The sequence below is a fragment of the Curtobacterium sp. MCPF17_011 genome, assembly GCF_003234145.1.
Lineage (GTDB): Bacteria > Actinomycetota > Actinomycetes > Actinomycetales > Microbacteriaceae > Curtobacterium.
The window spans coordinates 232,970-253,164 of the sequence record NZ_QKSK01000005.1; the positions used below are offsets into that span (position 1 = coordinate 232,970).

Here is a 20,195-nt window from a genome sequence, read left to right on the forward strand (position 1 = left end):
CCAGCTGGTACCGGGCCTCCCGTCATCAGGTGGTCGCCTCAGCGACCCGCGTCGGGGACGCTCAGAGCGTGACGAAGCTCTGCGACTTGGCGTTCTCGAAGCGCGCGGCGACGTTCTCCCAGTCGACGATGTTCCACACGGCCTTGACGTAGTCCGCCTTGACGTTGAGGTAGTCGAGGTAGAAGGCGTGCTCCCACATGTCGAGCATGAAGATCGGGACGAGACCGAACGGGATGTTGCCCTGCTGGTCGAACAGCTGGAACGTGGCGAGCTTCTGGCCCACGACGTCCCAGGCGAGGACGGACCAGCCGGAGCCCTGGATGCCGTTCGCGACGGCGGAGAACTGCGCCTGGAACTTCTCGAACGAGCCGAAGAACTCGTCGATGGCGGCGGCGAGCTCGCCCTCCGGGACCTTGGTGTCCGGGCCGAGGTTGGTCCAGAAGATCGAGTGGTTGACGTGGCCACCGAGGTGGAACGCCAGGTCCTTCTCGAGCTTGTTGATCGCACCGAAGTTGCCGGACTCGCGGACTTCGCCGAGCTGCTGCAGCGCGGTGTTCGCGCCGGTCACGTAGGTCTGGTGGTGCTTGTCGTGGTGCAGCTGCATGATCTTGCCGCTGATGTGCGGCTCGAGGGCGGCGTAGTCGTACGGGAGCTCGGGCAGGGTGTACTCAGCCATGGGCGGTCCTTTCGATCGGTGGTGTGGGGTGCGGGGCTCCGCGGCTCACGAGAGCCGGGAACGATCGGTCAGGGAGTGGAATTCCCGGTTGTGGTAGACCAGCGGCTCACCGCGGTCGAGCCCGACGACGATGTCGAGCACCTCGGCGACGACGACGGTCGAGCCGCCGATCGGCGTGGTCGAGAGCGGTCGGCAGCGCAGTGCGCTGGCGGCGTCGGGCAGGTAGCGGTCACCCGAGGGGAGCCTGCCCCAGATCGGGTCATCGGCGGCGGGACTGCCGGTGGAGGCGAAGCGCTTGGCGAGGGCGACACCGCGGGCGTCCATCAGGTGGACGACGAACAGCGGCGCGCCGAGCACGACCCCGGCGGACCCGGAGTTGGTCGAGAGCGAGAACACCAGGACGGGCGGGTCGACCGCGACCGAGGCGACGCTCGACGCGGTGAGGCCGGTCGGTCCGTCGGGTCCCTCGGCGGTGATCACGGCGACTCCGGCCGGGTGTCCACGGAAGGCGTCCTTGTACGCGGCGGTGATGTCGGCCGTGGTGGCGTCCACCTCGGGCGGGGCGGCGGGGGTGCCGGGCTGGGGGACGTCGACCGGAGCGGCGTCGGGCATGTCAGTCGTGGTCGTTCCTCGTTCGTGGGTTCGGCCGCGGTCGTCGCGGCCACCTCCCAACGTAGGACCTGCGCCCGGGTGCCGGTCCATGATTCACAGGATCGGCCCATCCCGGGCGTGCCGCGACGCCGGGGTCAGCGACGCCGCAGCATCACGACGGCTCCTGCTGCGGCGACGACCATGAGCGCCGCCGCGACGCCCGCCGTCGTCGTCACACCCGAGTCGAAGGCGGCACGGGCGGACTCCAGGAGCGCCTGCCCTGCGGACCCGCCGAGCTGCGTCGCCGCGGTGACGGCACCGCCGAGGGTCTCTCCCGCCGCGGTGTGCGCCGTCGAGGACAGTCCATCCGGCACGACGACGTGGGCTCGGTAGGCCGTGGCCAGGATCGTGCCGAGGACGGCGGTACCGAGCACGGCACCGATCTCGTACGCGGTCTCCGAGATCGCCGACGCCGCACCGGACTTGTGCGCTGGGGCGGTCGAGATGATGAGGTCGTTCGTGACGGTCTCGGACGCGCCGATGCCGATGCCGAGCAGCACGAACGCGAACGCGAGCGCGGCGATCGAGGCGTGGTGGCCGAGCACCGCGACGAGGGCGTACGCGGCGGCCGAGAACAGCAGCGACACGGACACGACCCAGCGCGGAGCGACACGCGCGACGACGGGCACCACGGCGAGGCCGGCGATGATCGTCAGCACCGCGCCGGGGACGAGCACGACGCCGCTGGCGAACGGGTCGAGCCCGGCCACGAGCTGCAGGTGCTGGGCGATGAAGAACAGGAACCCGGTGAGCGAGAACATCGCCGCCATGTTCATCAGCACGCTGCCGGTGAACGCGGTGCTGCGGAACAGGCGCATGTCGAGCATCGGCGTGCGGGAGCGCAGCTGCCGGCGGACGAACGCGATGCCGCAGAGCACGCCGACGGCGACCATCGCGATCGCCAGTCCCCGCTCCTCCGGGTGCACGAGGGACTTGATCGCCCAGACGGTCGGGGCGAGGGCGCCGAGGGACAGCAGCATGCTCGGGACGTCCACGGGCCCGGGCTCCGGGTCGCGGGACTCCGGCACGCAGAACGGCACGGCGACGAGCATCACGACGAGGATCGGCACGGCGACGAGGAAGACGCTGCCCCAGTGGAAGTGCGCGAGCAGCACGCCGCCGACCAGCGGGCCCAGGGCGTTGCCGGCGGCGAACATCGTCGACCAGACCGCGAGCGCCAGGCGTCGTTCGCCGTCGTCGGGGAACACGTTGCGGATGATCGACAGCGTCGCGGGCATGAGCATCGCGCCGAAGACACCCATCGCGAGCCGGGCCGCGACGAGCATCCAGGCCTCGGTGGCGAAGGCCGCCACGGCGGAGAGCAGCGCGAAGCCGGTCGCGCCGATCACGAGGATCCGGCGGCGTCCGACCCGGTCACCGATGCTCCCCATCACGACGAGCAGCCCGGCCAGGACGAGCGGGTACGCGTCGACCATCCAGAGCTGCGTCGTCGCATCCGGGTGCAGGGCGCGCGAGATCGAGGGCAGCGCGAAGCTCAGCACGGTGTTGTCGACCGAGATGAGCAGCACCGGCAGCATGAGCACCGCGAGCGCGGCGAACCGGGAGCCACGATTGGTGGTGATCCGGGTGGCGACGGGGCTGGTGAGCAGTGCGGACATGGCGGACTCCAGGACTTCGAGCGTGTCGCGCTGGCCGCCCCGCAGGGGCTGAGCGCAGACGAGACGGGACGCGGAAGTCGTCACGCGTCCCGTCAAGGTCCCGTTAGTGTACCGTCCAGACGGTTGTGGTTGCAAGTGCAACCAATGGCGTTCGGGAGGCACGGATCGGGGCCGCCCCGCGCCTCCCGTCCGCCGGTCGGCCGGTGGATCAACCGCTCACGCGGACTCGCGCACCACCAGCCGGTGCCGGACCACCCGCTCCGCCGCCGGGCCGGACCGCGGCAGCGACCCGTCGAGCATGCCGAGCGCCAGGTCCACCGCATGGCGGGCCACCTCGTCGAGGTCGACCGCGAGCGTGGTGAGGGTCGGCGCGACGAGCGTGCCGAGCGTCAGGCCGTCGATCCCGACCACGCGGACGCGGTCGGGGACCTCGACACCGGCGCGACGGCAGGCGGCGAGCACCCCGAGCGCCATCACGTCGTTGAACGCGACGACCGCGTCGAGGCGGGCGTGCCGCGCGAGCGCTGCGGTCGTGCCCGCGGCACCGGCATCGGCGGAGGTAGCCTCGGCGTGCAGGTGCTCGGGCAGGTACCCGCGTCGGTGCAGGGCGTCGAGCAGGAGCGCACCGCGGGTGCTCGGCTCCCCCGGTGTCTCGGCGGAGGACGGTGCGTCGAGGACGAGCGGGTGCTTGACGCCGACCGCCACCAGGTGGTCCGCGAGGGCCTCCACCGCCCCCTCCGGGTCCAGCCGGACGGCACCGCGGGCGGGCGCGCCGTGCGGGTCGAGCTCGACGACCGGCACCGAGCCGAGCCGTTCGATCCATTCCGGAGCGCGGGTACCGAGGGAACCGATGACGACGTCGGTCTGCACACCGAGGTCCTGCACCGACCGGTCGGAGTCACCGGCCAGACCGACGTCGGCGAGCATCACGTTCCAGCCGCGCGCGGCCGCCAGGCGGAGGACCGCGGCGGCGAGTTCCGGCGAGTACGGGTTCCGGAGGTCGTCGACGAGCAGCCCGAGCTGGTGAGTGCCGCCCGACACGAGCCCCCGCCCGAAGCGGGACGGGCGGTAGTCGAGCTGCTCCGCGGCGGCGAGGACCCGCCCCTTCGTGGCGTCGCTGATCCCCGGCAGGCCGTTCACCGCTCGGGTCACGGTCTGCCGGGACACCCCGGCGGCCGCCGCGACGTCGAGGATCGTCGCGCGGCCGCTGGTGCCGGTCAACTGCGGAGGTCGAGCCATGCCACCTGCTCGGGCGTGAGGTCGACGGTCAGGCCCAGCATCGACGAACGCGCTTCGGCGATGGTCCGCGGGCCGAACAGCGGGAAGGTCGGGAACGGCTGGTGCAGCACGTACGCCAGGGCGATCGCGGTCGCCGGGACGCCGTACTGCCCCCCGAGTTCCTCGGCGCGGCGCAGGCGCTCGAAGTTCGCGTCCGAGTAGTAGCAGCGCACGAGTTCGGCGTCGCTCGTGTCGTCCGGACGGGCCCGACCGGTGAAGAAGCCGCGCGCCTGCGAGGACCACGGCAGCAGCGGGATCTGGCGCTCCTCGAGCCAACGCTTCGACTCCGGGTCGGTGACGTGCTCGCACCCGGCCCAGGGGACGTCGAGGGCCTCGGCGAGACCGAAGTGGTTGCTGAGCACCTCGAACCCGTGCCTGCCGTTCGCCGCGGCCCAGGCGTTCGCCTCGTCGAACCGGGCGGGGGTCCAGTTCGACCCGCCGAAGACCCGGATGCGCCCAGCGCGGCGGTGTTCGTCGAGGACGTCGACGAACTCCCCCACCGGGATGTCCGGGTTGTCCCGGTGCATCATGTAGACGTCCGCGTAGTCGGTGCCCTGGCGCTCCAGGCTCTCGAGCAGCTGACGGGTGAGCGACTCCGGGTCGCAGTACGGCGTGTGTGCGCCCTTCGTGATGACGACGACGTCCTCGCGGATGCCGCGGTTGCGGACCCAGGCGCCGAAGCGGCCCTCGAGCACCCCACCGCCGTAGACGTACCCGGTGTCGAAGACGGTGCCGCCCTGCTCCACGAAGTGGTCGAAGACCGCGCTCGCGTGGGCCAGGTCCGGCTGGTTGTCGACGCCCATCACCAGGCGCGAGACGCGCTTGTCGATGCCGGGCAACTCGCCGTACGTCATCGGGGCGTCGGGCGCGACGGTGAGCGGGCGGCCGCTGACCGTCGGGATGTCGGCGGTCTCGGCCTCGAACGGGTAGCGCAATCCGATCGCCGCACGCCAGCGGTCGAGGGTGCGCGCCGCGGCCAGGCTCTCGTCGGTGGTCAACTGCGGCGCGTCGACCCGGCCGGCGCGCAGGGCGTCGATGGTGGCGTCGGCCTCCAGCCCGTAGGGGGCGGCACCGGCGAAGGACGTCTCGGCAGGTGGGGCGTCGACGGTACGGACCTCGATGACCAGGTCGCCGCCGATGGTCCACGGGTCGCGGAGCACGATCCTGCCGCGCGTGCCGTGCACGACGACCGCGTTCGTGTCCTCGACGCGGACGCCGGTCCGGAGGCTCGCGGTGATGCCCGACACGTACGTCGCGCTGGCGACGGTCCACTCGTCGACGCCCGTCGGACCGAGCGTCCCGACGGCGTGCAGCTCGACGGGTTCGGCGACCGCGACCCCGGTCGCGGCCTGCACGACCGCCGCGGTCATGGTGACCGGGTAGCAGCCGACGTCGAGGATCCCGCCGCCGGCGGTCTCGACCTCGAAGAGCCGGCCGGAGCGATCCTCGGTGCGGAACGCGAACGACGCGTCGACGTGGGTGACGGCGCCGACCGTGCCGTCGCGGACCAGGTCGAGGAAGGCCGCGGTCTGCGGGTGGAAGCGGTACATGAACGCCTCGACCAGCGGTAGCCCGGCCTGTCGTGCGGCGTCGACGAGCGCCATCGTCGTGCCGTGGTTCGGCGTGAGCGGCTTCTCGCAGAGCACGGCCTTGCCTGCCCGCAGTGCGGCGAGGACGAGGGCCGCATGCCCGGTGTGCACGGTCGCGATGTAGACGGCGTCCACCCGGGGGTCGGCGAGGACGTCGTCGTAGGTGCCCGCCACCACGTCGGGGAACCCGTGCTCGGCGGCCTCGTCCGCGAAGGCCTGTGCCCGCTCGACCGACGAGCTGCCGGCGGCGACGAGTCGGCCGCTGCTCGTCGACAGCTGCGAGAGGAACCGTCGGGCGATCCCCCCGGGACCGAGGACCGCCCAGCCGGGGGTCGTGTCGTTCGTGGTGGGCGTGGGGGTCGCGGTCTGCGCTGACATGCGGATCCTGTTCGTCGTGAACCTTCACGGTCGAGGCGAGGCTATCCGGTGCGGACACACGGAACAAGGGACCGTGAACGTTCACGGAGCACAGTTCCCCCGGCGTGTCCCTAGACTCGTGCGCATGGCCAGTGCTCGCGACCGCGTCCTCGACAGCTTCGTCGCCATCGTGTGCGAGGAGGGCGAACGTCCCGCCACCCTCGACGCCGTCGCCGCGCGCGCCGGTGTCTCGAAGGGTGGACTGCTCTACCACTTCGGGTCCAAAGCCGCCCTGGTCGAGGGGCTGTGCGAGCGGCTCGCCGACCTGTCCGCCCTGGACATCGAACGGATGCGCGCCGCCGAGGACGGCCCGGCGCGCTACTTCGTCGAGAACTGTCAGTTCGTCGGCAGCGAGCTCGACCTCGCCCTGCTCGCGGCCTCGCGCCTGCAGCAGGCCGGGTACGAAGAGGCCGGCCGGACCCTGGACGAGACCGAGAACGCCTGGCTCGCCACCCTCGTCGACGCGCTGGACGACGTCCCCACGGCGCAGGCGGTCAAGCTCCTCGGCGACGGGCTCTACCACGCGGCGTCGCTCGGGGCCGCGAGCGACGTCCGTCCCGACCGGGCCTCGGTCGACATGGCGGCACTGCTCCAGGTCGTCGACCGCCTGATCGCGACGAAACCGGCTGCGTGAACGGTCGCTCCCGGTCCTGGGGATAGACTGGGCGCGATCCACCCGCTCGATTCCCGGAGGTACCACCGTGGGCCGCGTCCTCGCTGCTGTTTTCTCGATCCTGCTGCTGCTGGTGTCGATGTACCTGTTCGGGTTCGCGTTCCAGGTCGACTCCGGTCAGGCCTTCGTGTTCATCGCCGGTGTGCTGCTGATGAGCCTCTCCTTCTTCCTGCCGATCCACGTGTTCGGCAAGCGGTAGTCACACACCGCCACACGCAGGACGGCCCCGCACCTGATGGTGCGGGGCCGTTCTGCGTCGTACCGATGCACGACGGTGGACGAACGCCGTCCCGCTACACGGAGGCGCGCAGCCCACGCAGCGTGACGGCCGTGGCGATCGCCGCGTGTGCGGCCTCGGCGCCCTTGTCCTCCTTCGACCCGGGCAGTCCGGCGCGGTCGAGCCCCTGCTGCTCGTCGTCCAGGGTGAGCACGCCGAAGCCGACGGGCTTGCCGGTGTCGATCGCGACCTTGGTCAACCCGCTCGTCGCCGCGTCCGAGACGTACTCGAAGTGCGGGGTCCCGCCGCGGATGATCACGCCGAGGGCGACCGCTGCGTCGAAGCCGGACTCGAGGGCGGCCTTCGCGACCACCGGGAGCTCGAAGCTGCCCGGGACGGGGACGACCTGCGCGGTGGCACCGAGGCGTTCGATCTCGCGCTGCGCCCCAGCGAGCAGTCCGCTCGCGATGACGTCGTGCCACTGTCCGGCGATGACCGCGACCCGGATGCCGCTGCCGTCGACGAGCTCGCGCTCCGCCGCTCCTGCTCCGCTCATGCGTGTGTCCCTTCGGTGCGGGCGACGTCCGTCGCCCGGTCGGCCGCGTCGAGCCAGGCGGCCAACGCGGCGATGGTGATGACGGGCACGCCCTCGCGTGCCCCGAGTCCGACGAGTTCCGGCAGGCGCATCATGCCGCCGTGCTCGTCGACGATCTCGCAGATCGCCGCCGCGGGCCGGAGTCCGGCGGCGGTGACGAGGTCGATCGCGGCTTCGGTGTGCCCCGCGCGCTCCCGGACGCCACCCGGGCGTGCCCGCAACGGGACGACGTGCCCCGGACGGTGCAGGTCGCCGCGGACCGAACCCGGGTCGGCGAGGACCCGGAGCGTCCGTGCGCGGTCGTGGGCGCTGATGCCGGTCGTGACACCGACGGCCGCGTCGACCGTGACGGTGTAGGCGGTGCCGCGGACGTCCTCGTTGTGCTGGACCATCGGCGGCAGGTCGAGGGCGTCGGCGATCTCGGCGCTGACCGGCGCACAGATGAACCCGGACGAGTGCGCGACCGTCCACGCGATCCACTCCGGCGTCGCGAGTTCCGCGGAGAGGACGACGTCGCCCTCGTTCTCGCGGTGCTCGTCGTCGGCCACGATGACCGGACGGCCGGCGGCGATGGCGGCGATCGCCTGCGCGACCGAGGACAGGCCGAGGTCGTCGGCGAGGGTCGGCACGACGGGAGCGGTGTCGGCGACCATCAGCGGGCCTCCGCCCCGACGGGAGCACCGACGGCACCGGCAGCAGCGGCAGCAGCGGCAGCAGCGGCAGCAGCAGCAGCAGCGGCAGCAGCAGCGTCGAGCCGCAGCATCCGGCGTACGTGCCGGGCCAGGACGTCGGTCTCGATGTTGACGCGGTCCCCCGGCCCCCGTGCACCGAGCGTCGTGGCGGCCAGGGTCTCCGGGATCAGGCTGACCTCGAACCAGGCGGCGTCCGGCGCGACGGACTCCGGCGACACCGCGCTGACGGTCAGCGAGACACCGTCGATCGCGATCGAGCCCTTGTCGACCACGAGCGGGCTGAGCTCCGGCGTCAGCGCGAACCGCACCCGCCGCCAGCCGTCCCCGTCGTCGGTCAGGAGGACCGTCGCGGTGCCGTCGATGTGGCCCTGCACGATGTGACCGCCGAGCCGGTCCCCGACCGAGGCCGCGCGCTCCAGGTTCACCCGGTCGCCGGCCCGCAACGATCCGTGCGCGCTCATGTCGAGGGTCTGCTTCATGACGAATGCCGTGAAGGTCTCCGGGCTCTGCTCGACGACGGTCAGGCAGACGCCCGAGACCGAGATGGAGTCGCCGTGCTGCGCGTCGGAGACGACGAGCGGGCCACGGACGGTGAGCGCGACGGAGTCGCCTCGTTCGTCGACGGCGGTGACGGTGCCGAGTTCCTCGATGATGCCGGTGAACACTGGTGTCCTCTCAACGGGACTCCGGGTGCGCGCGACGGTCGTCGGCGGACGGCAGGCGGGATCGCGGAACGACCATCACCTTCCGTCAGCGCTTCCTCCCGTCCGGACTCTCACCGTCGGTCCTGGGATTGCACCAGGTCAACCCCGCACCGGGCGGACCCGGCGCGGCGCTCGTGGACTGTCACCACCGGTTCGGACTTGCACCGACCCCGGAGCGCTTGCGTGTCACCGACGATACCCCAGCACCCCGACCGTCGTGGGCGGATGGTCCGCCGGGCGTCACGCGGCGTCTCGGGGGTGCAGCGGGCCTCCCGTCCGGCGGCTCAGCCGCGTCCGCGGACCAGTGCCAGCGCCTGCCGGAGCGACAGGTCGGGCAGGTAGGCGCGGACCACCGCGACGCCGATGGCGGGCAACGCGACCGGGTCCGGGTAGGCGAGGACGAGCGGTTCGAGTCCCGGGCCGAACTTCCGCTTGAACCGGAGCAGCGACCGGAACCCGTAGACCGGCTCGAGGACGCCGCCGACGAGTTCGAGCAGGGTCTCGACGCCGTCCCCTGTGGTTGCGCCACCGGGCGTACGGGCGAGCGGCGCGGCGGAGAGGCCGAGTCGTTCGACGCCCTCGTCGCGCATCACCTCGGCAGCGGAGGCCACCAGGAACTCCATCACGCCGTTCGGGGCGTCGCTCCGGCGCCGCATGACGTCGAGCGTCCAGCCGACCACGCGGCCCGCACGGTGGGACGGCAACCAGCTCGTGACCCCGAGGACCGTGCCCTCGGCGTCCTGCGCGACGAGGGTCCGGACGGCCGGGTCCCGCATCTCGTCGAGGCTGCCGAGCGTGAAGCCCATCTCGGGGAGTTCACGATCGGCGACCCATTCCTCGGAGATGGCCTCGATCTGCCGGGTGGTGGCCACGGGCAGGTCCTGCCACGACGACCAGGTGGCGGTGGACCCGGAGCGACGGGCCTTGTTGACGGCGGTGCGGACGTCCTGCTTCCGGCTGCCGCTCGTGGTCCAGGCACGCGGGTCGAACGCGGCGTCCTCGGCGACCGGCAGGGTGCGCCAGCCGAGCCGGGTGAGGGCCGCGGCGCTGGTCGTGTCGATGCCGTGGAAGACCGCCGTCCAGCCGTTGTCGTCGCAGTACCGGGCGAACTCGGTGAGCGCCGGTCCGCGCGCGTCCGGCCAGCCGAACGGGCCGAGGGCGACCGCGACGGCACCGGTCCGTCGGTAGGCGACGCCGGCGCGACCGTCCGCGCTGAACCAGTGCGCGTTGCCCGGCCACGTCGCCATCCAGCCGAAGGTGTCGCCGCCACCCGCCACGAGCAGAGCGCGGGCACGCTCACGGTCCGCGGCGGACACGTCGGAGTCGGCTGCGCCGGGTGTCACACCGGCCGGACGGATCGCGGCGACGGCCACGACGGCCCACAGCAGCGGGCCGACGAGGCCCAGCACCGTCCGGAGACCGGGGTCCCGGATCGGCAGGTCACGGTGGTGCACGACCGGTGACAGCGGTCCGAGGACGGCGACGACCAGGCCGAGCGGGCCGTGCACCCGCACCGGTGACGCGTCGGCGACGACGAACACGACGGCCGCCAGGACAGCGGCCGCGACCAGGACCGTCACGCTGAAGGTGACGACGCGGCTGCGGGCGACCGCGACCGTGAACGACCGCCGCAGCAGCAGCAGGACGAGCCCGGTGAGGAGCGGGACCGCGATCGACGCGGCGATCGACAGGACCACGACGACGTGGTCCTCGGACCCGCGGAGTTGCTCGACCCGTCCGGGCACGTGGGTGTACGTCACGGCGGCGGCGATCCCGGTGACGGTGTCGACCACCACGACGAGCCACACCGCGAAGCGGCTGCCACGGAACAGACCCACCGCCCCGACGACGAGCACGAGCAGTGGTGCGATCGCGAGCAGCAGGGACCAAGGGTCCGTCGCGCGGTAGGTCAGCAGGCGGTGCAGGCACTCACCCGCGACGCCGTCGGCGCGACAGGCGGAGGGCTGGTCTGCTGGGCCCGTCCCGACGACCGCGGCGAGCGGCGCGAGCAGACCGACCCGGGCGCGCGACACCAGCGCGATCACCGGTCCGACCGCCGACACCAGGACCACCGTCCCGAGCAGCACCCGGGTCTCGCGGTGGGAGCTGCGGGTCCAGCCGGTGCGCTTCGGGGTGCGTCGGAACACCTCGCCGAGTCCCCAGCCCGCGGCCGTGGCGACGACGGCGGACAGGTCGGCGGTGTGTCCGGCGTAGAGGAAGAGCGTGAGGACGACCGCCAGCGCGTTGACCCGGATCCGACGACGCCAGAGCGGGCCGGCGAAGGCACTCGCCGTCATGACCGTGCCCAGGATCGCCGTCCACGGGTCCAGGCCCTCGGCCCCGGAGAGCAGGGCGGCACCACGGCGGCCGTCCGGGTCGACGAGACCGACGACGGCTGCGGCCGCCGCCCCGATGACGCTCGTCGCCAGGAAGGCGGAGACGGTGCGCCGCGAGCCCATCAGCCGTTCAGAGGCACCGACCAGCACGACGACACCGGTGAGCGTCAGGACCAGCGCGAGGACACCGGTGGTGACGGCGAACCCCCGGAAGGGCACGAGGGCGTCCGGCACCTGTCGGCCCTGGGCGAACCGCAGCGACGCGGCGGTGATCGACGCCAGCAGCACCAGGACCAGGACGACGGCCGTGACCGGCTGTCGCGTGACGGCGTGCCGGACCGACCGGGAGGCCCGCCCCACGTCACGCAGGACGCGCGCGGCGGCCTCGTGGCCGACCTCATGCGGCGGGGCCGCGGGCTGTTCCGGAGCGGCGGTGTCGGGTGCGCCCTTCGCGGTCATCGACGGACCCCGTCCACGGGCAGCCCGAGGTGGGCGATCACGATGGGGAGGCCGTGGCCCAGGACGTACCGGACGGTGTTCCAGTCGTGGGCCGAGCCGGGCGAGACGATGAGAGTGGTGGCGATCCCGGCGCGTTTCGACGCGGCCCGGAGCGCGAGCGTCGAGGCCTCGTAGGGAGCGTCGTCCTCGCCGTAGCCGAACACGGTGAGGTGGTCGTGGTACGGCGTGTGGGCGGCGAGCAGGGCCTCCGGGGTGGCCCGGAGGTAGGCCGGACGCGAGCCGCCGAACCCGACCGCGACGGTGTGCCGGAGGTCCCCGTTCGCCGGGGCCATCTCGCTGGAGATGGCCAGGGTCGTGCCGAACACCTCCGGGTACGCGCTCGAGAACTGCATGGCGCAGGTCGCCCCCTGCGAGAAGCCGCCGATGCCCCATGCCGCGCTGCCCGAGGCCACGTCGAGGTGCTGGTGGATCCACCGGACCGTGTCGGTGATCACGTAGGTCGCACTCCGCCCGAGACGACGGCTGTCGACGCACATCGGGTTGTGGCCCGGTGCCCCCAGTTGGTCGGGCGAGACGACGATCGGCGCGATGCCGTGGTGCGCCGCGGCGTAGTGGTCGAGGAAGGACCCGAGCCGCCCGGTCTGGAACATGTCGGCCGGCTGCCCCGGCTGCCCGGAGAGCGCGACGAGGACCGGCAGGGTCGGCGGGTCCACGACCTGCGCGGCGGGAGGCAGCCACACGACGGCGCGACGGGCGTGGAAGTGCGAGACCGTCGCGGGGATGCGGACAGCGATGGCACGGCCGTGATCGGGCATCCCCTCCGGTGCGGTCCACGTCGCCGCGTCGACGACCCGTGTGCCGGGCCTGGCCGCGTGCTGGTGGTCGAGGGTGCCCGTCGGGTAGGGGTTCGGCGTGACGGCCTCGCCGATGGTCCGGTACGCCCCGAAGTCGACGTTGATGCCGAGGCCCGCGGTGAGGGCGACCGCCAGGGCAGCTCCGAGCCCGACGACCCGGCGGCCGTTGCCGCCCTGGACCAGGACGACCAGGAACAGGAGGACGGCAGCCGCCGTGAACGCGACCCACATGCGCGTGACGGGCGTGAAGGACACGCCGAAGCGGTCCTGGACGTCACCGAACCACCAGACGGCGACCAGGCCGATGCCGGCGCCGACCGCGATCGCCGTGATCCGGACGAGCACGGCCAGGAGGCCCCGGTTCCACCGTCGCCTCGCCGGGTGGTCGGTCGCGCCGGCGTCCTTCGCCCGACCGCGTGGTCCGAAGACCGTCAGGAGGACGAGGACGACGGCGACCACGTCCACCGGCACGAGCACGGCCGGGAAGACGATCGGGAGCTGGAGCACATCGGATGGCACGGGTTCATCGTGCTGCCGCCCAGCTGACGCACAGCCATTGGTCGGCTGCCGCTGTGTTCAGCAAGGGTTGACGGCCGCCCAGGAGGCGTACAGCACTCCCACAGGAGGGTCCTGATCAGGACTCGTCGCCTCGGGTCCGCCCCGTTCGGGCCAGCTCGTCCGGGTCTGCTCGCCCGGGCAGGGGCTGCGGAGCACCGGGGACCCCGGTGCTCCGCAGCCGTTCAGCGGGTCGGCGTCAGTGGCGGCGCCGCAGGGTCATCGTCCCGAGGCCGGCCAGGAGCAGCAGCAGTGCCGCGAGGGCCGGGAGGACCGGCCGGTCCGCTCCCGTGTAGGCGAGCGTGCCGGTGGTACCGGTGGTCGTGCGGGTCGTGCTGACCCCGTTGCCCGTCGACGTGGAGTCGACCGCGGTGGCTGCGGCAGGGGGCGTGCCCTCTGCCACCGGGGTGACCAGCGCGGCCGGGGTGGCCGGGACGGTCGTGACCGGGGTGGTCACCGGGGTGGTGGCACCGGGAGTCGTACCCGTCTCCGGGGTGATTCCGGTGCCGGGATTCGTGGTCCCCGGCGTCGTGGTGCCCGGGTCGGTCGTGCCCGGCGTCGTGGTGCCCGGCGTCGTGGTGCCCGGGTCGGTCGTGCCCGGCGTCGTGGTGCCCGGCGTCGTGGTGCCCGGGTCGGTCGTGCCCGGCGTCGTGGTGCCCGGCGTGCTGCTGGAACCGTCGCCGATGACGCCGACGCCGTTCCCACCGACGGTGACCGGGATGGTGATCACCGGGATGATCTGCGTTCCGGAGCCGATGCCGCCCTCACCAGAGGTCGTCCCGCCCGAGACCGGCGTCGTGCCGGTGCTCGTGCCGGAGCCGGTGGTCGAGTCACCGGTGCTCGTGCCGTCACCGATCACACCGATGCCGTTGCCACCGGTGGTGACGGGGACGTCGATCACCGGGATGACCTGCGTGCCGGAACCGACACCGTCCTCGCCGGAGGTCGTGCCCCCGGCGACGGGCGTCGTGCCGGTGCTCGTGCCGGAGCCGGTGGTCGAGCCACCGGTGCTCGTGCCGTCACCCACGACGCCGATGCCGTTCCCACCGACGGTCACCGGGATCGACACCACCGGTGAGACCTGCGTGCCGGAGCCGACACCGTCCTCACCTGAAGTCGTCCCACCCGAGACCGGCGTCGTGCCGGTGCTCGTGCCGGAGCCGGTGGTCGAGCCACCGGTGCTCGTGCCGTCACCGATCACACCGATGCCGTTCCCGCCGATGGTGACGGGGACGTCGATCACCGGGACGACCTGCGTGCCGGAACCGACACCGTCCTCGCCGGAGGTCGTGCCCCCGGCGACGGGCGTCGTGCCGGTCCCCGTGCCGGAGCCGGAGGTCGAGCCGCCGGTGCTCGTGCCGTCACCGATGACGCCGATGCCGTTCCCGCCGATCGTGACGGGGATCGACACCACGGGAGCGACCTGGGTGCCGAAACCGACACCGTCCTCCCCCGAGGTCGTCCCGCCCGAGGCCGGAGCGGTACGGGTCCCCGTTCCGGTGGTCGAGCCGCCGGTGCTGGCGCCGTCACCGAGGACCCCGATGCCGTTGCCGGTCACGGTGATCGGCACGGAGACGGTCCCGAGGAGCTCTGTCCCCGAGATGAGACCGTCGGAGCCCGACGTCGTCGGGGAGGGCGCGCCTCCCGTCGAACCGGAACCGACCGGAGTGCCGGAGGCCGACGGACCGGCGGTCGCGGCACCGTCCCCGAGGAGCCCGATGCCGTTGCCCGACACCGTGACCGGGATCGAGACGTCCGGCAGGATCTGTGTGCCGGACAGCAGGCCGTCCGTGCCCGAGGTGGATGCGGCCGTTTCTGCCGGAGCCGCGGTGGCGGGCGCGGACGCCGGACCCGCCGTGCTCGAGCCGGTGCTGGCGGCGTCCCCGGCGACGGCGACGGCGTTGCCGCCGACGGTCACGGGGAGGTCGACGTCGCCCGCGACCTGGGTGCCGGAGAGGACGCCGTCCTCGCCACTGGTCGTCGGAGCCGGAACAGCAGGTGCAGCAGGAGCAGCAGGAGCTGGTGCGGGTGCCGCCGGTGCCGCTGGTGCGGGAGCAGCCGCCGCGTCGCCGAGCACGCCGAGGGCGTTGCCGGTGACGTCCACGGGAGCCGTGACCTCCGGTACCACCTGGGTGCCGGAGGCGACGCCGTCAGCACCGCTGGTCGTCGGCGCGGGGGGTGCCGGCGTGGGGACCGGAGCCGCAGGGACCGGAGCCGCGGGGGCCGACGCAGCCGCCGGGCTCGTGGCGGTCGAGACCGCGTCGCCGACGATGCCGAAGGCGTTGCGGGTGACGGAGACCGGGGCGTCGACGTTCGGCGCGATCTGGGTCCCGGAGGCGATGCCGTCCGCTCCGGTGGTCGTCGCCGCGTTCGCCGCGACGGCTCCACCGAGCGTCAGCCCGCCCACGCAGAGGGCGAAGAAGAGCCCTCGGGTGACGTTCTTGTTCATGGTCGTTCACTCCTGATCGAGATGGTCGGTCGACCGCACGGGAGCGGTCGGTGGCGCGTCCTGCCGTGGCGGGCAGGTGCGCCGATCTCAATCGGGAGCGACGTCGTGGTCGCCGACGAGCGATGCCGGGAGGGCCTCGTCGGTGACCGGGCCACGGTGACCCGTGGCGAGGGGGGAGGTCTGTGCGTCGGCACCGACGGTGCCGATCGGGGTCGCGCCGGCCGAGCCTCCCGCGGCGGATCCGCCTGCGGTGCCACCGGTGGCGCCCTCGAACGGTGCGTGCGTCGGCGCGCCACCGTCCGGGAGGATGAGGGCCGTGCCACCGAAGGTCACGGCAGCGAGGGAGGTCGACGTCGTCACGGCAGCGAGCGGACCGGCGACGATCGCCGAGGTGCTCGCGTGAGCGGCGGACGGGGTGGTCGTCGCAGCCGGCTGGTCCGCGGTGCCCGTGACGGGTGCAGCCGGCGCGGGTGCCGGTCCGGTGGTCGTCTCCACGGGTCGCACGGCGGCGGTGGCTGTGGGCGACGCGGCGACCGAAGCTCCCGGCACCGTCGGCACGAGCGTGCCACCGGTGCCGGGGGTGCCCACCACGGGGACCGAGGGGACGTCGACGACGGGGAGGGAGCCTCCCGGCAGGAGACCGCCACCGACGCCGGGCAGGCCGCCGACGACGTCGGGCACCTCGGCCACGACGCCCGGCACAGCGCCGACGACGTCACCGACCGAGCCGAGGGTGTCGTCCACCACGCCCGTGACGGGCGCCGTGACGGTGCCGAGCGTGTCGTCACCGAGCAGTCCGCCGACGACCGGGAGGCTCCCGACCACCCGGTCGACGACGGCCACGATCGCGGTCACCGGACGGTCACCGGCGATGTCCTGCACGGCTCCGGTGACGGGGTCGAGGACGGTGACGACGGTGTCGGTGACGGGCCGGGAGGCGCCGCTCACGGCCGACACGACGCCGCCGACGAGCGAGGTGCCCGGGCGGGTCGTCGGCGTGGCTGCGGGCGCTCCGGGTGCGTCGGCCGGTGTGGCGCCGGCGTGCGACGGCTGGTCGGCCGCGGTCGGCGCGGGGGCTGCGGCCGGGTCGGTGTGCGTGCTGGCCGGAGATGCGGTGACCGGGGCCGGCGCAGCCACCGGGACCGCCGGAGCGGCTGCAGGTGCGGAGACCGGAGCGGGGACTGTGGCAACGGGGGCAGGTGCTGCGGCGGTCGGAGCGGGCGCAACCGGCGCCGGCGCGGCCGGGACCGGGGCGGGGGCCGGTGCTGCCGGGACGGCCGGAACCGGCGCGGGGGCCGGTCGGACCGGGGTGACGACGCTCCCGACGGCCCGTCCGACGCCCTCGACCGTGCCACCGACGCCCGAGACGACGCCGCTCAGCAGGCCGTCCGAGCGCTGCGACGAGTTCGTCTGCGAGCCGCTCGGAGACGCCCCACCCAGTCCGAGGACCCCGGCCGCCGCAGCGGGCCGTGCACCGAAGAAGAGCGAGAGCAGCACCAGTGCCACCGCGATCCCGGAGGCCATGAGAGCCCAACGGATGACCGCGTTCAGGGGTGCACGCATCGATGCGTCCATGCGCTCACCTCCTGATCTCGGCTGCGCACGTAGAGTGGTTGACCGGCACGGTACGCCTCGACGGGTGCCGTGCGGAACCCATTCACAAGAAAAAGTCAGGAAACGTCGTGCCCTCGACCTTCAGCGCCCCGACCCGCAACCTCGACGTCGTCACCCTGCACGAGATCCTCCGCCTGCGACAGGACGTGTTCGTGGTGGAGCAGGCATGCGCCTACGACGACATCGACGGCCGCGACCTCGAGCCCGGCACGGTGCAGTTCTGGGCCGGCAGCGGTTCGGTCGACGCGACCCTGCGGCTGCTCCGCGAACCCGACGGCACCGAGCGGATCGGCCGGGTCGCCACCGCAGCGCACGCCCGCGGCAAGGGCCTCGGTGCCGCGCTGATGCAGGCCGCGATCGCCGAGAGTCGTTCGGAGCGGATCAGCATCAACGCGCAGGCACACCTCGGCGAGTGGTACGCACAGTTCGGTTTCGTGCGCTCGGGTGAGGACTTCCTCGAGGACGCGATCCCGCACACCCCGATGGTCCGGGCCCGCTGACGGACCGCGCTCGCTGCGCTCAGGCCTGCCAGCGGCGCAGTTCGCCGTAGGAGCGGGCCTGGTGTTCCCGGTCCGCCACCAGCCGCTCGAACACGATCGACGTCTGCGTCGTCGCGACCGACGGGTCCCCACTCAGCTCGTCGGCGACGAAGTCCCGCAGCTGCTCGGTCGACGTGCACGCGATGTGCACGAGGAAGTCCTTGTCCCCGGCCAGGAACGACACGTCGAGCACCACCGGCACCCGGAGCAGGCGTTTCGCGAACTCCCGCAGCTCGTGCCGCGCCGCAGCGTGCACCCGGACGGAGACCATCGCCTCGATCGAGAACCCGAGACGAGCGATGTCGACCTCGGCCCGGTAGCCGGTGATGATGCCCGCGTCCTCCAGCGCCCGGACGCGCACCAGACAGGTCGACGGCGCGATGCCCACCGCAGCGGCGAGCCGGTTGTTCGGGATCCGGGCGTCCGAGGCGAGGACCCAGAGGATCCGTTCGTCGACCTCGTCGAGGCGCGGCGGTGGAGCGTCGGGTCGGCGGACGATGCGGTCGGACACGGCACCACCGTAACGCCGGTCACATCGCCAGGGTCATCCCGACCACGGCGACGGTCATCGCGAAGACCTCGCCGCTCCGGACCGCGCGACGGTCCTCCCGTGCCCACTCGTACCGGAGCAGCCAGCCGCTGAAGGCGCAGTAGCCGATCACCCCGGCGCCGAGCACCGCGGTCAGGACCAGGGCGTGGACGTGGACGGCGGTGCCGGGGAGCTCGGCCGTGTGCCCCATCAGCAGCATCCCCGCCATCACGACCGCGGAGAGGGCCCGGTGCACGTCCATCGGCTCGGCACGACGGCCGTCCTGTCGACGTCGGCGCACCACGGGCATCGGCGCGAGGACCAGCAGCAGTGCCGCGGCGAGGATCGTCCACGACGGACCGGCCTGCACGACGGGCATGAGCATCGCGACGAGCATCACCGCCGCGGGCACGATCACGCCGGGACGCGGGCGGTACCGGTCGCCGACGATGCAGCACACGGACGCGAACTGCGGCACGACCAGCATGGCGTCGGCGACGGTCCCGTGCACGGTGGGATCAGCCCTCGGTGCGGGCCGCGCGCTCCTGCTTCACGCGCACGTTCTCGGTGCGGACCGCGGCCTGGGTGGAACGCTCCTGCACGAGCCACGCCGGCATGTCCTGCAGGAGCTGCTTGATCTGCTCGGTGGTGAGGACGTCGTCCACACCGGCGCGGGCGAGTCCGGAGATCGACACCCCGAGGCGCGCGGCGACGACCGGTCGGGGGTGCGGACCGTCGCGACGGAGGTCCTGCAGCCACGTCGGCGGCTCGCTCTGCAGTTCATCGAACGTCGTGCGAGCGATCGGGCCCGCACGGAACGACTCGGGCGTCGCCGAGAGGAGGATGCCGAGCTTCTTGGCAGCGGTCTCGGGCTTCATGGTCTGTTCCTGGGCCATGGTGACCAGAGTACGGCCCGTATGCTCGGGTGCATGACCGCGCTCTCCATCGCCTTCGTACCCGGGGTCTCCCCCGCCAAGTGGGTGCGGGTCTGGCGCGAGCGCCGACCGGACGTCGACCTGGTCCTCATGCCCGTCGGCGCGGACGGGGTCCTCGACGCGATCGAGGGCGACGCCGACATGGTCTTCGCCCGGATGCCGGTGCCCGAGCGGGCCGACGGCGAACAGCCGCACGCGATCCCGCTGTGGACCGAGACGGCGGTCGTCGCCGCCCCGAAGGACTCCCCCCTCGCCGACCTCGACGAGGTCACCGACGCGGACCTCGCCGCCGTCACCGTCCTCGACGCGGGCCCCGTGCCACCCGACGTCGCGGCAGCGCTCGACCTGGTCGAAGCCAACGTCGGCGTGGTCGTCCTCCCCCAGTCCCTCTTCCGGGCCGAGAGCCGCAAGTCCCTGGTCTCCCGACCGCTCGCCGGCTCCCCCGGCACCCGTGTCGCGCTCGTCTGGCGTGACGAGGACGCCTCGGAACTCACCGAGGAGTTCATCGGCGTCGTCCGCGGCCGGACCGCGAACAGCTCCCGGCAGCAGCCGGACCAGCCGGGAGGCACGGATCCCGACGAGCAGGACGACCCACGCCAGAAGACCGGCGGCAAGGCGGCCGGCGGCAAAGCCATCAGCAGCAAGGCGGCCGGTGGCAAGGCCACGGCGGCGAATGCGAAGACGGTCGCGAAACGCAGCGCCACGAAGGGCACGGGTGCGAAGAGCGGCGGTGGGAAGAACTCCACCGGTCGCGGCCGGACCCCGCGCGGCATGTCCGGCAAGCCCAAGCGCGGCTCGAAGGGCAACCGTTGAC

18 protein-coding genes, 1 pseudogene and 1 riboswitch are annotated in these 20,195 nt (G+C 73.0%); of the genes and pseudogenes, 4 read left to right on the forward strand and 15 right to left on the reverse strand.

Features of this window, described 5'->3' with window-relative positions:
• Positions 1-61: 61 nt before the first annotated feature.
• From DEJ25_RS08490 to DEJ25_RS08510, 5 genes are all read right to left on the reverse strand, one after another.
• Positions 62-676, reverse strand: coding sequence for a superoxide dismutase (locus tag DEJ25_RS08490; protein ID WP_111044402.1), 615 nt, complete (start codon positions 674-676; stop codon positions 62-64).
• 45 nt (positions 677-721) lie between these two features.
• Positions 722-1,288 carry a flavin reductase family protein gene (locus DEJ25_RS08495; protein ID WP_258366451.1) on the reverse strand — a complete coding sequence of 189 codons (567 nt, stop codon included), beginning with the start codon at positions 1,286-1,288 and terminating at the stop codon, positions 722-724.
• Between the two features lie 134 nt (positions 1,289-1,422).
• Positions 1,423-2,946: an MFS transporter gene (locus DEJ25_RS08500; protein WP_111044403.1), complete on the reverse strand. Its 1,524-nt coding sequence runs from the start codon at positions 2,944-2,946 to the stop codon at positions 1,423-1,425.
• Between the two features lie 216 nt (positions 2,947-3,162).
• Positions 3,163-4,185 carry a LacI family DNA-binding transcriptional regulator gene (locus tag DEJ25_RS08505; protein WP_111044404.1) on the reverse strand — a complete coding sequence of 341 codons (1,023 nt, stop codon included), beginning with the start codon at positions 4,183-4,185 and terminating at the stop codon, positions 3,163-3,165.
• Complete coding sequence (locus DEJ25_RS08510; RefSeq protein ID WP_111044405.1) at positions 4,164-6,191, reverse strand: aldo/keto reductase; 2,028 nt, start codon at positions 6,189-6,191, stop codon at positions 4,164-4,166. Before DEJ25_RS08510 ends, DEJ25_RS08505 begins: the two co-directional genes overlap by 22 nt.
• Positions 6,192-6,315: 124 nt before the next feature.
• Between DEJ25_RS08510 and DEJ25_RS08515 the strand changes: the two genes are divergently transcribed.
• Positions 6,316-6,864: a TetR/AcrR family transcriptional regulator gene (locus tag DEJ25_RS08515; protein ID WP_110902591.1), complete on the forward strand. Its 549-nt coding sequence runs from the start codon at positions 6,316-6,318 to the stop codon at positions 6,862-6,864.
• A gap of 67 nt (positions 6,865-6,931) precedes the next feature.
• The gene (locus DEJ25_RS16655; protein WP_181421469.1) at positions 6,932-7,102 is read left to right on the forward strand and encodes a hypothetical protein; all 171 of its coding nucleotides are present in this window, start codon (positions 6,932-6,934) and stop codon (positions 7,100-7,102) included.
• 94 nt (positions 7,103-7,196) lie between these two features.
• On the opposite strand, the gene ribH is transcribed toward DEJ25_RS16655, so the two are convergent.
• From ribH to DEJ25_RS08550, 7 genes and pseudogenes are all read right to left on the reverse strand, one after another.
• Positions 7,197-7,676 carry a 6,7-dimethyl-8-ribityllumazine synthase gene (gene ribH, locus DEJ25_RS08520; RefSeq protein WP_111044406.1) on the reverse strand — a complete coding sequence of 160 codons (480 nt, stop codon included), beginning with the start codon at positions 7,674-7,676 and terminating at the stop codon, positions 7,197-7,199.
• A 38-nt stretch (positions 7,677-7,714) separates the two neighbouring features.
• Positions 7,715-8,368 (reverse strand): annotated as a pseudogene (gene ribB / locus DEJ25_RS08525) (3,4-dihydroxy-2-butanone-4-phosphate synthase); the annotation flags it as partial.
• Positions 8,368-9,072, reverse strand: a complete 705-nt coding sequence (locus DEJ25_RS08530) for a riboflavin synthase (RefSeq protein ID WP_111044407.1) — start codon at positions 9,070-9,072, stop codon at positions 8,368-8,370. The pseudogene ribB and the gene DEJ25_RS08530, both read right to left, overlap by 1 nt.
• 86 nt (positions 9,073-9,158) lie before the next feature.
• A riboswitch (FMN riboswitch) is annotated at positions 9,159-9,292 on the reverse strand.
• Positions 9,293-9,395: 103 nt separating this feature from the next.
• A complete protein-coding gene (locus DEJ25_RS08535) occupies positions 9,396-11,906 on the reverse strand; it encodes a DUF2156 domain-containing protein (RefSeq protein WP_111044408.1) in 2,511 nt (836 codons plus the stop codon).
• Positions 11,903-13,279 (reverse strand): esterase family protein, encoded by a 1,377-nt coding sequence (locus tag DEJ25_RS08540; protein WP_146240639.1) that lies wholly within the window; start codon positions 13,277-13,279, stop codon positions 11,903-11,905. The genes DEJ25_RS08535 and DEJ25_RS08540 overlap by 4 nt, the downstream gene beginning before the upstream one ends.
• Before the next feature lie 235 nt (positions 13,280-13,514).
• Entirely contained in the window at positions 13,515-15,764 is a 2,250-nt protein-coding gene (locus tag DEJ25_RS16660) for a cell wall anchor protein (protein WP_181427382.1), read from the reverse strand.
• 87 nt (positions 15,765-15,851) lie between these two features.
• Positions 15,852-17,327, reverse strand: a complete 1,476-nt coding sequence (locus DEJ25_RS08550; protein ID WP_111044410.1) for a hypothetical protein — start codon at positions 17,325-17,327, stop codon at positions 15,852-15,854.
• A 119-nt stretch (positions 17,328-17,446) separates the two neighbouring features.
• On the opposite strand from DEJ25_RS08550, the gene DEJ25_RS08555 reads away from it, so the two are divergent.
• A complete protein-coding gene (locus DEJ25_RS08555) occupies positions 17,447-17,878 on the forward strand; it encodes a GNAT family N-acetyltransferase (RefSeq protein WP_220033189.1) in 432 nt (143 codons plus the stop codon).
• Positions 17,879-17,897: 19 nt separating this feature from the next.
• Here DEJ25_RS08555 and DEJ25_RS08560 read toward each other — a convergent pair whose 3' ends face one another.
• From DEJ25_RS08560 to DEJ25_RS08570, 3 genes are read right to left on the reverse strand one after another with little or no spacing between them, the layout of a single operon-like run.
• The gene (locus tag DEJ25_RS08560) at positions 17,898-18,428 is read right to left on the reverse strand and encodes an Lrp/AsnC family transcriptional regulator (RefSeq protein ID WP_110902582.1); all 531 of its coding nucleotides are present in this window, start codon (positions 18,426-18,428) and stop codon (positions 17,898-17,900) included.
• 19 nt (positions 18,429-18,447) lie between these two features.
• Positions 18,448-18,957, reverse strand: coding sequence for a hypothetical protein (locus DEJ25_RS08565; RefSeq protein WP_111044412.1), 510 nt, complete (start codon positions 18,955-18,957; stop codon positions 18,448-18,450).
• 7 nt (positions 18,958-18,964) lie between these two features.
• Positions 18,965-19,342: a DUF5997 family protein gene (locus DEJ25_RS08570; protein WP_110902580.1), complete on the reverse strand. Its 378-nt coding sequence runs from the start codon at positions 19,340-19,342 to the stop codon at positions 18,965-18,967.
• A 33-nt stretch (positions 19,343-19,375) separates the two neighbouring features.
• Here DEJ25_RS08570 and DEJ25_RS08575 point away from each other — a divergent pair, with 33 nt between their 5' ends.
• Positions 19,376-20,194, forward strand: coding sequence for a LysR family transcriptional regulator substrate-binding protein (locus DEJ25_RS08575; RefSeq protein ID WP_220033190.1), 819 nt, complete (start codon positions 19,376-19,378; stop codon positions 20,192-20,194).
• Position 20,195: the final 1 nt, after the last annotated feature.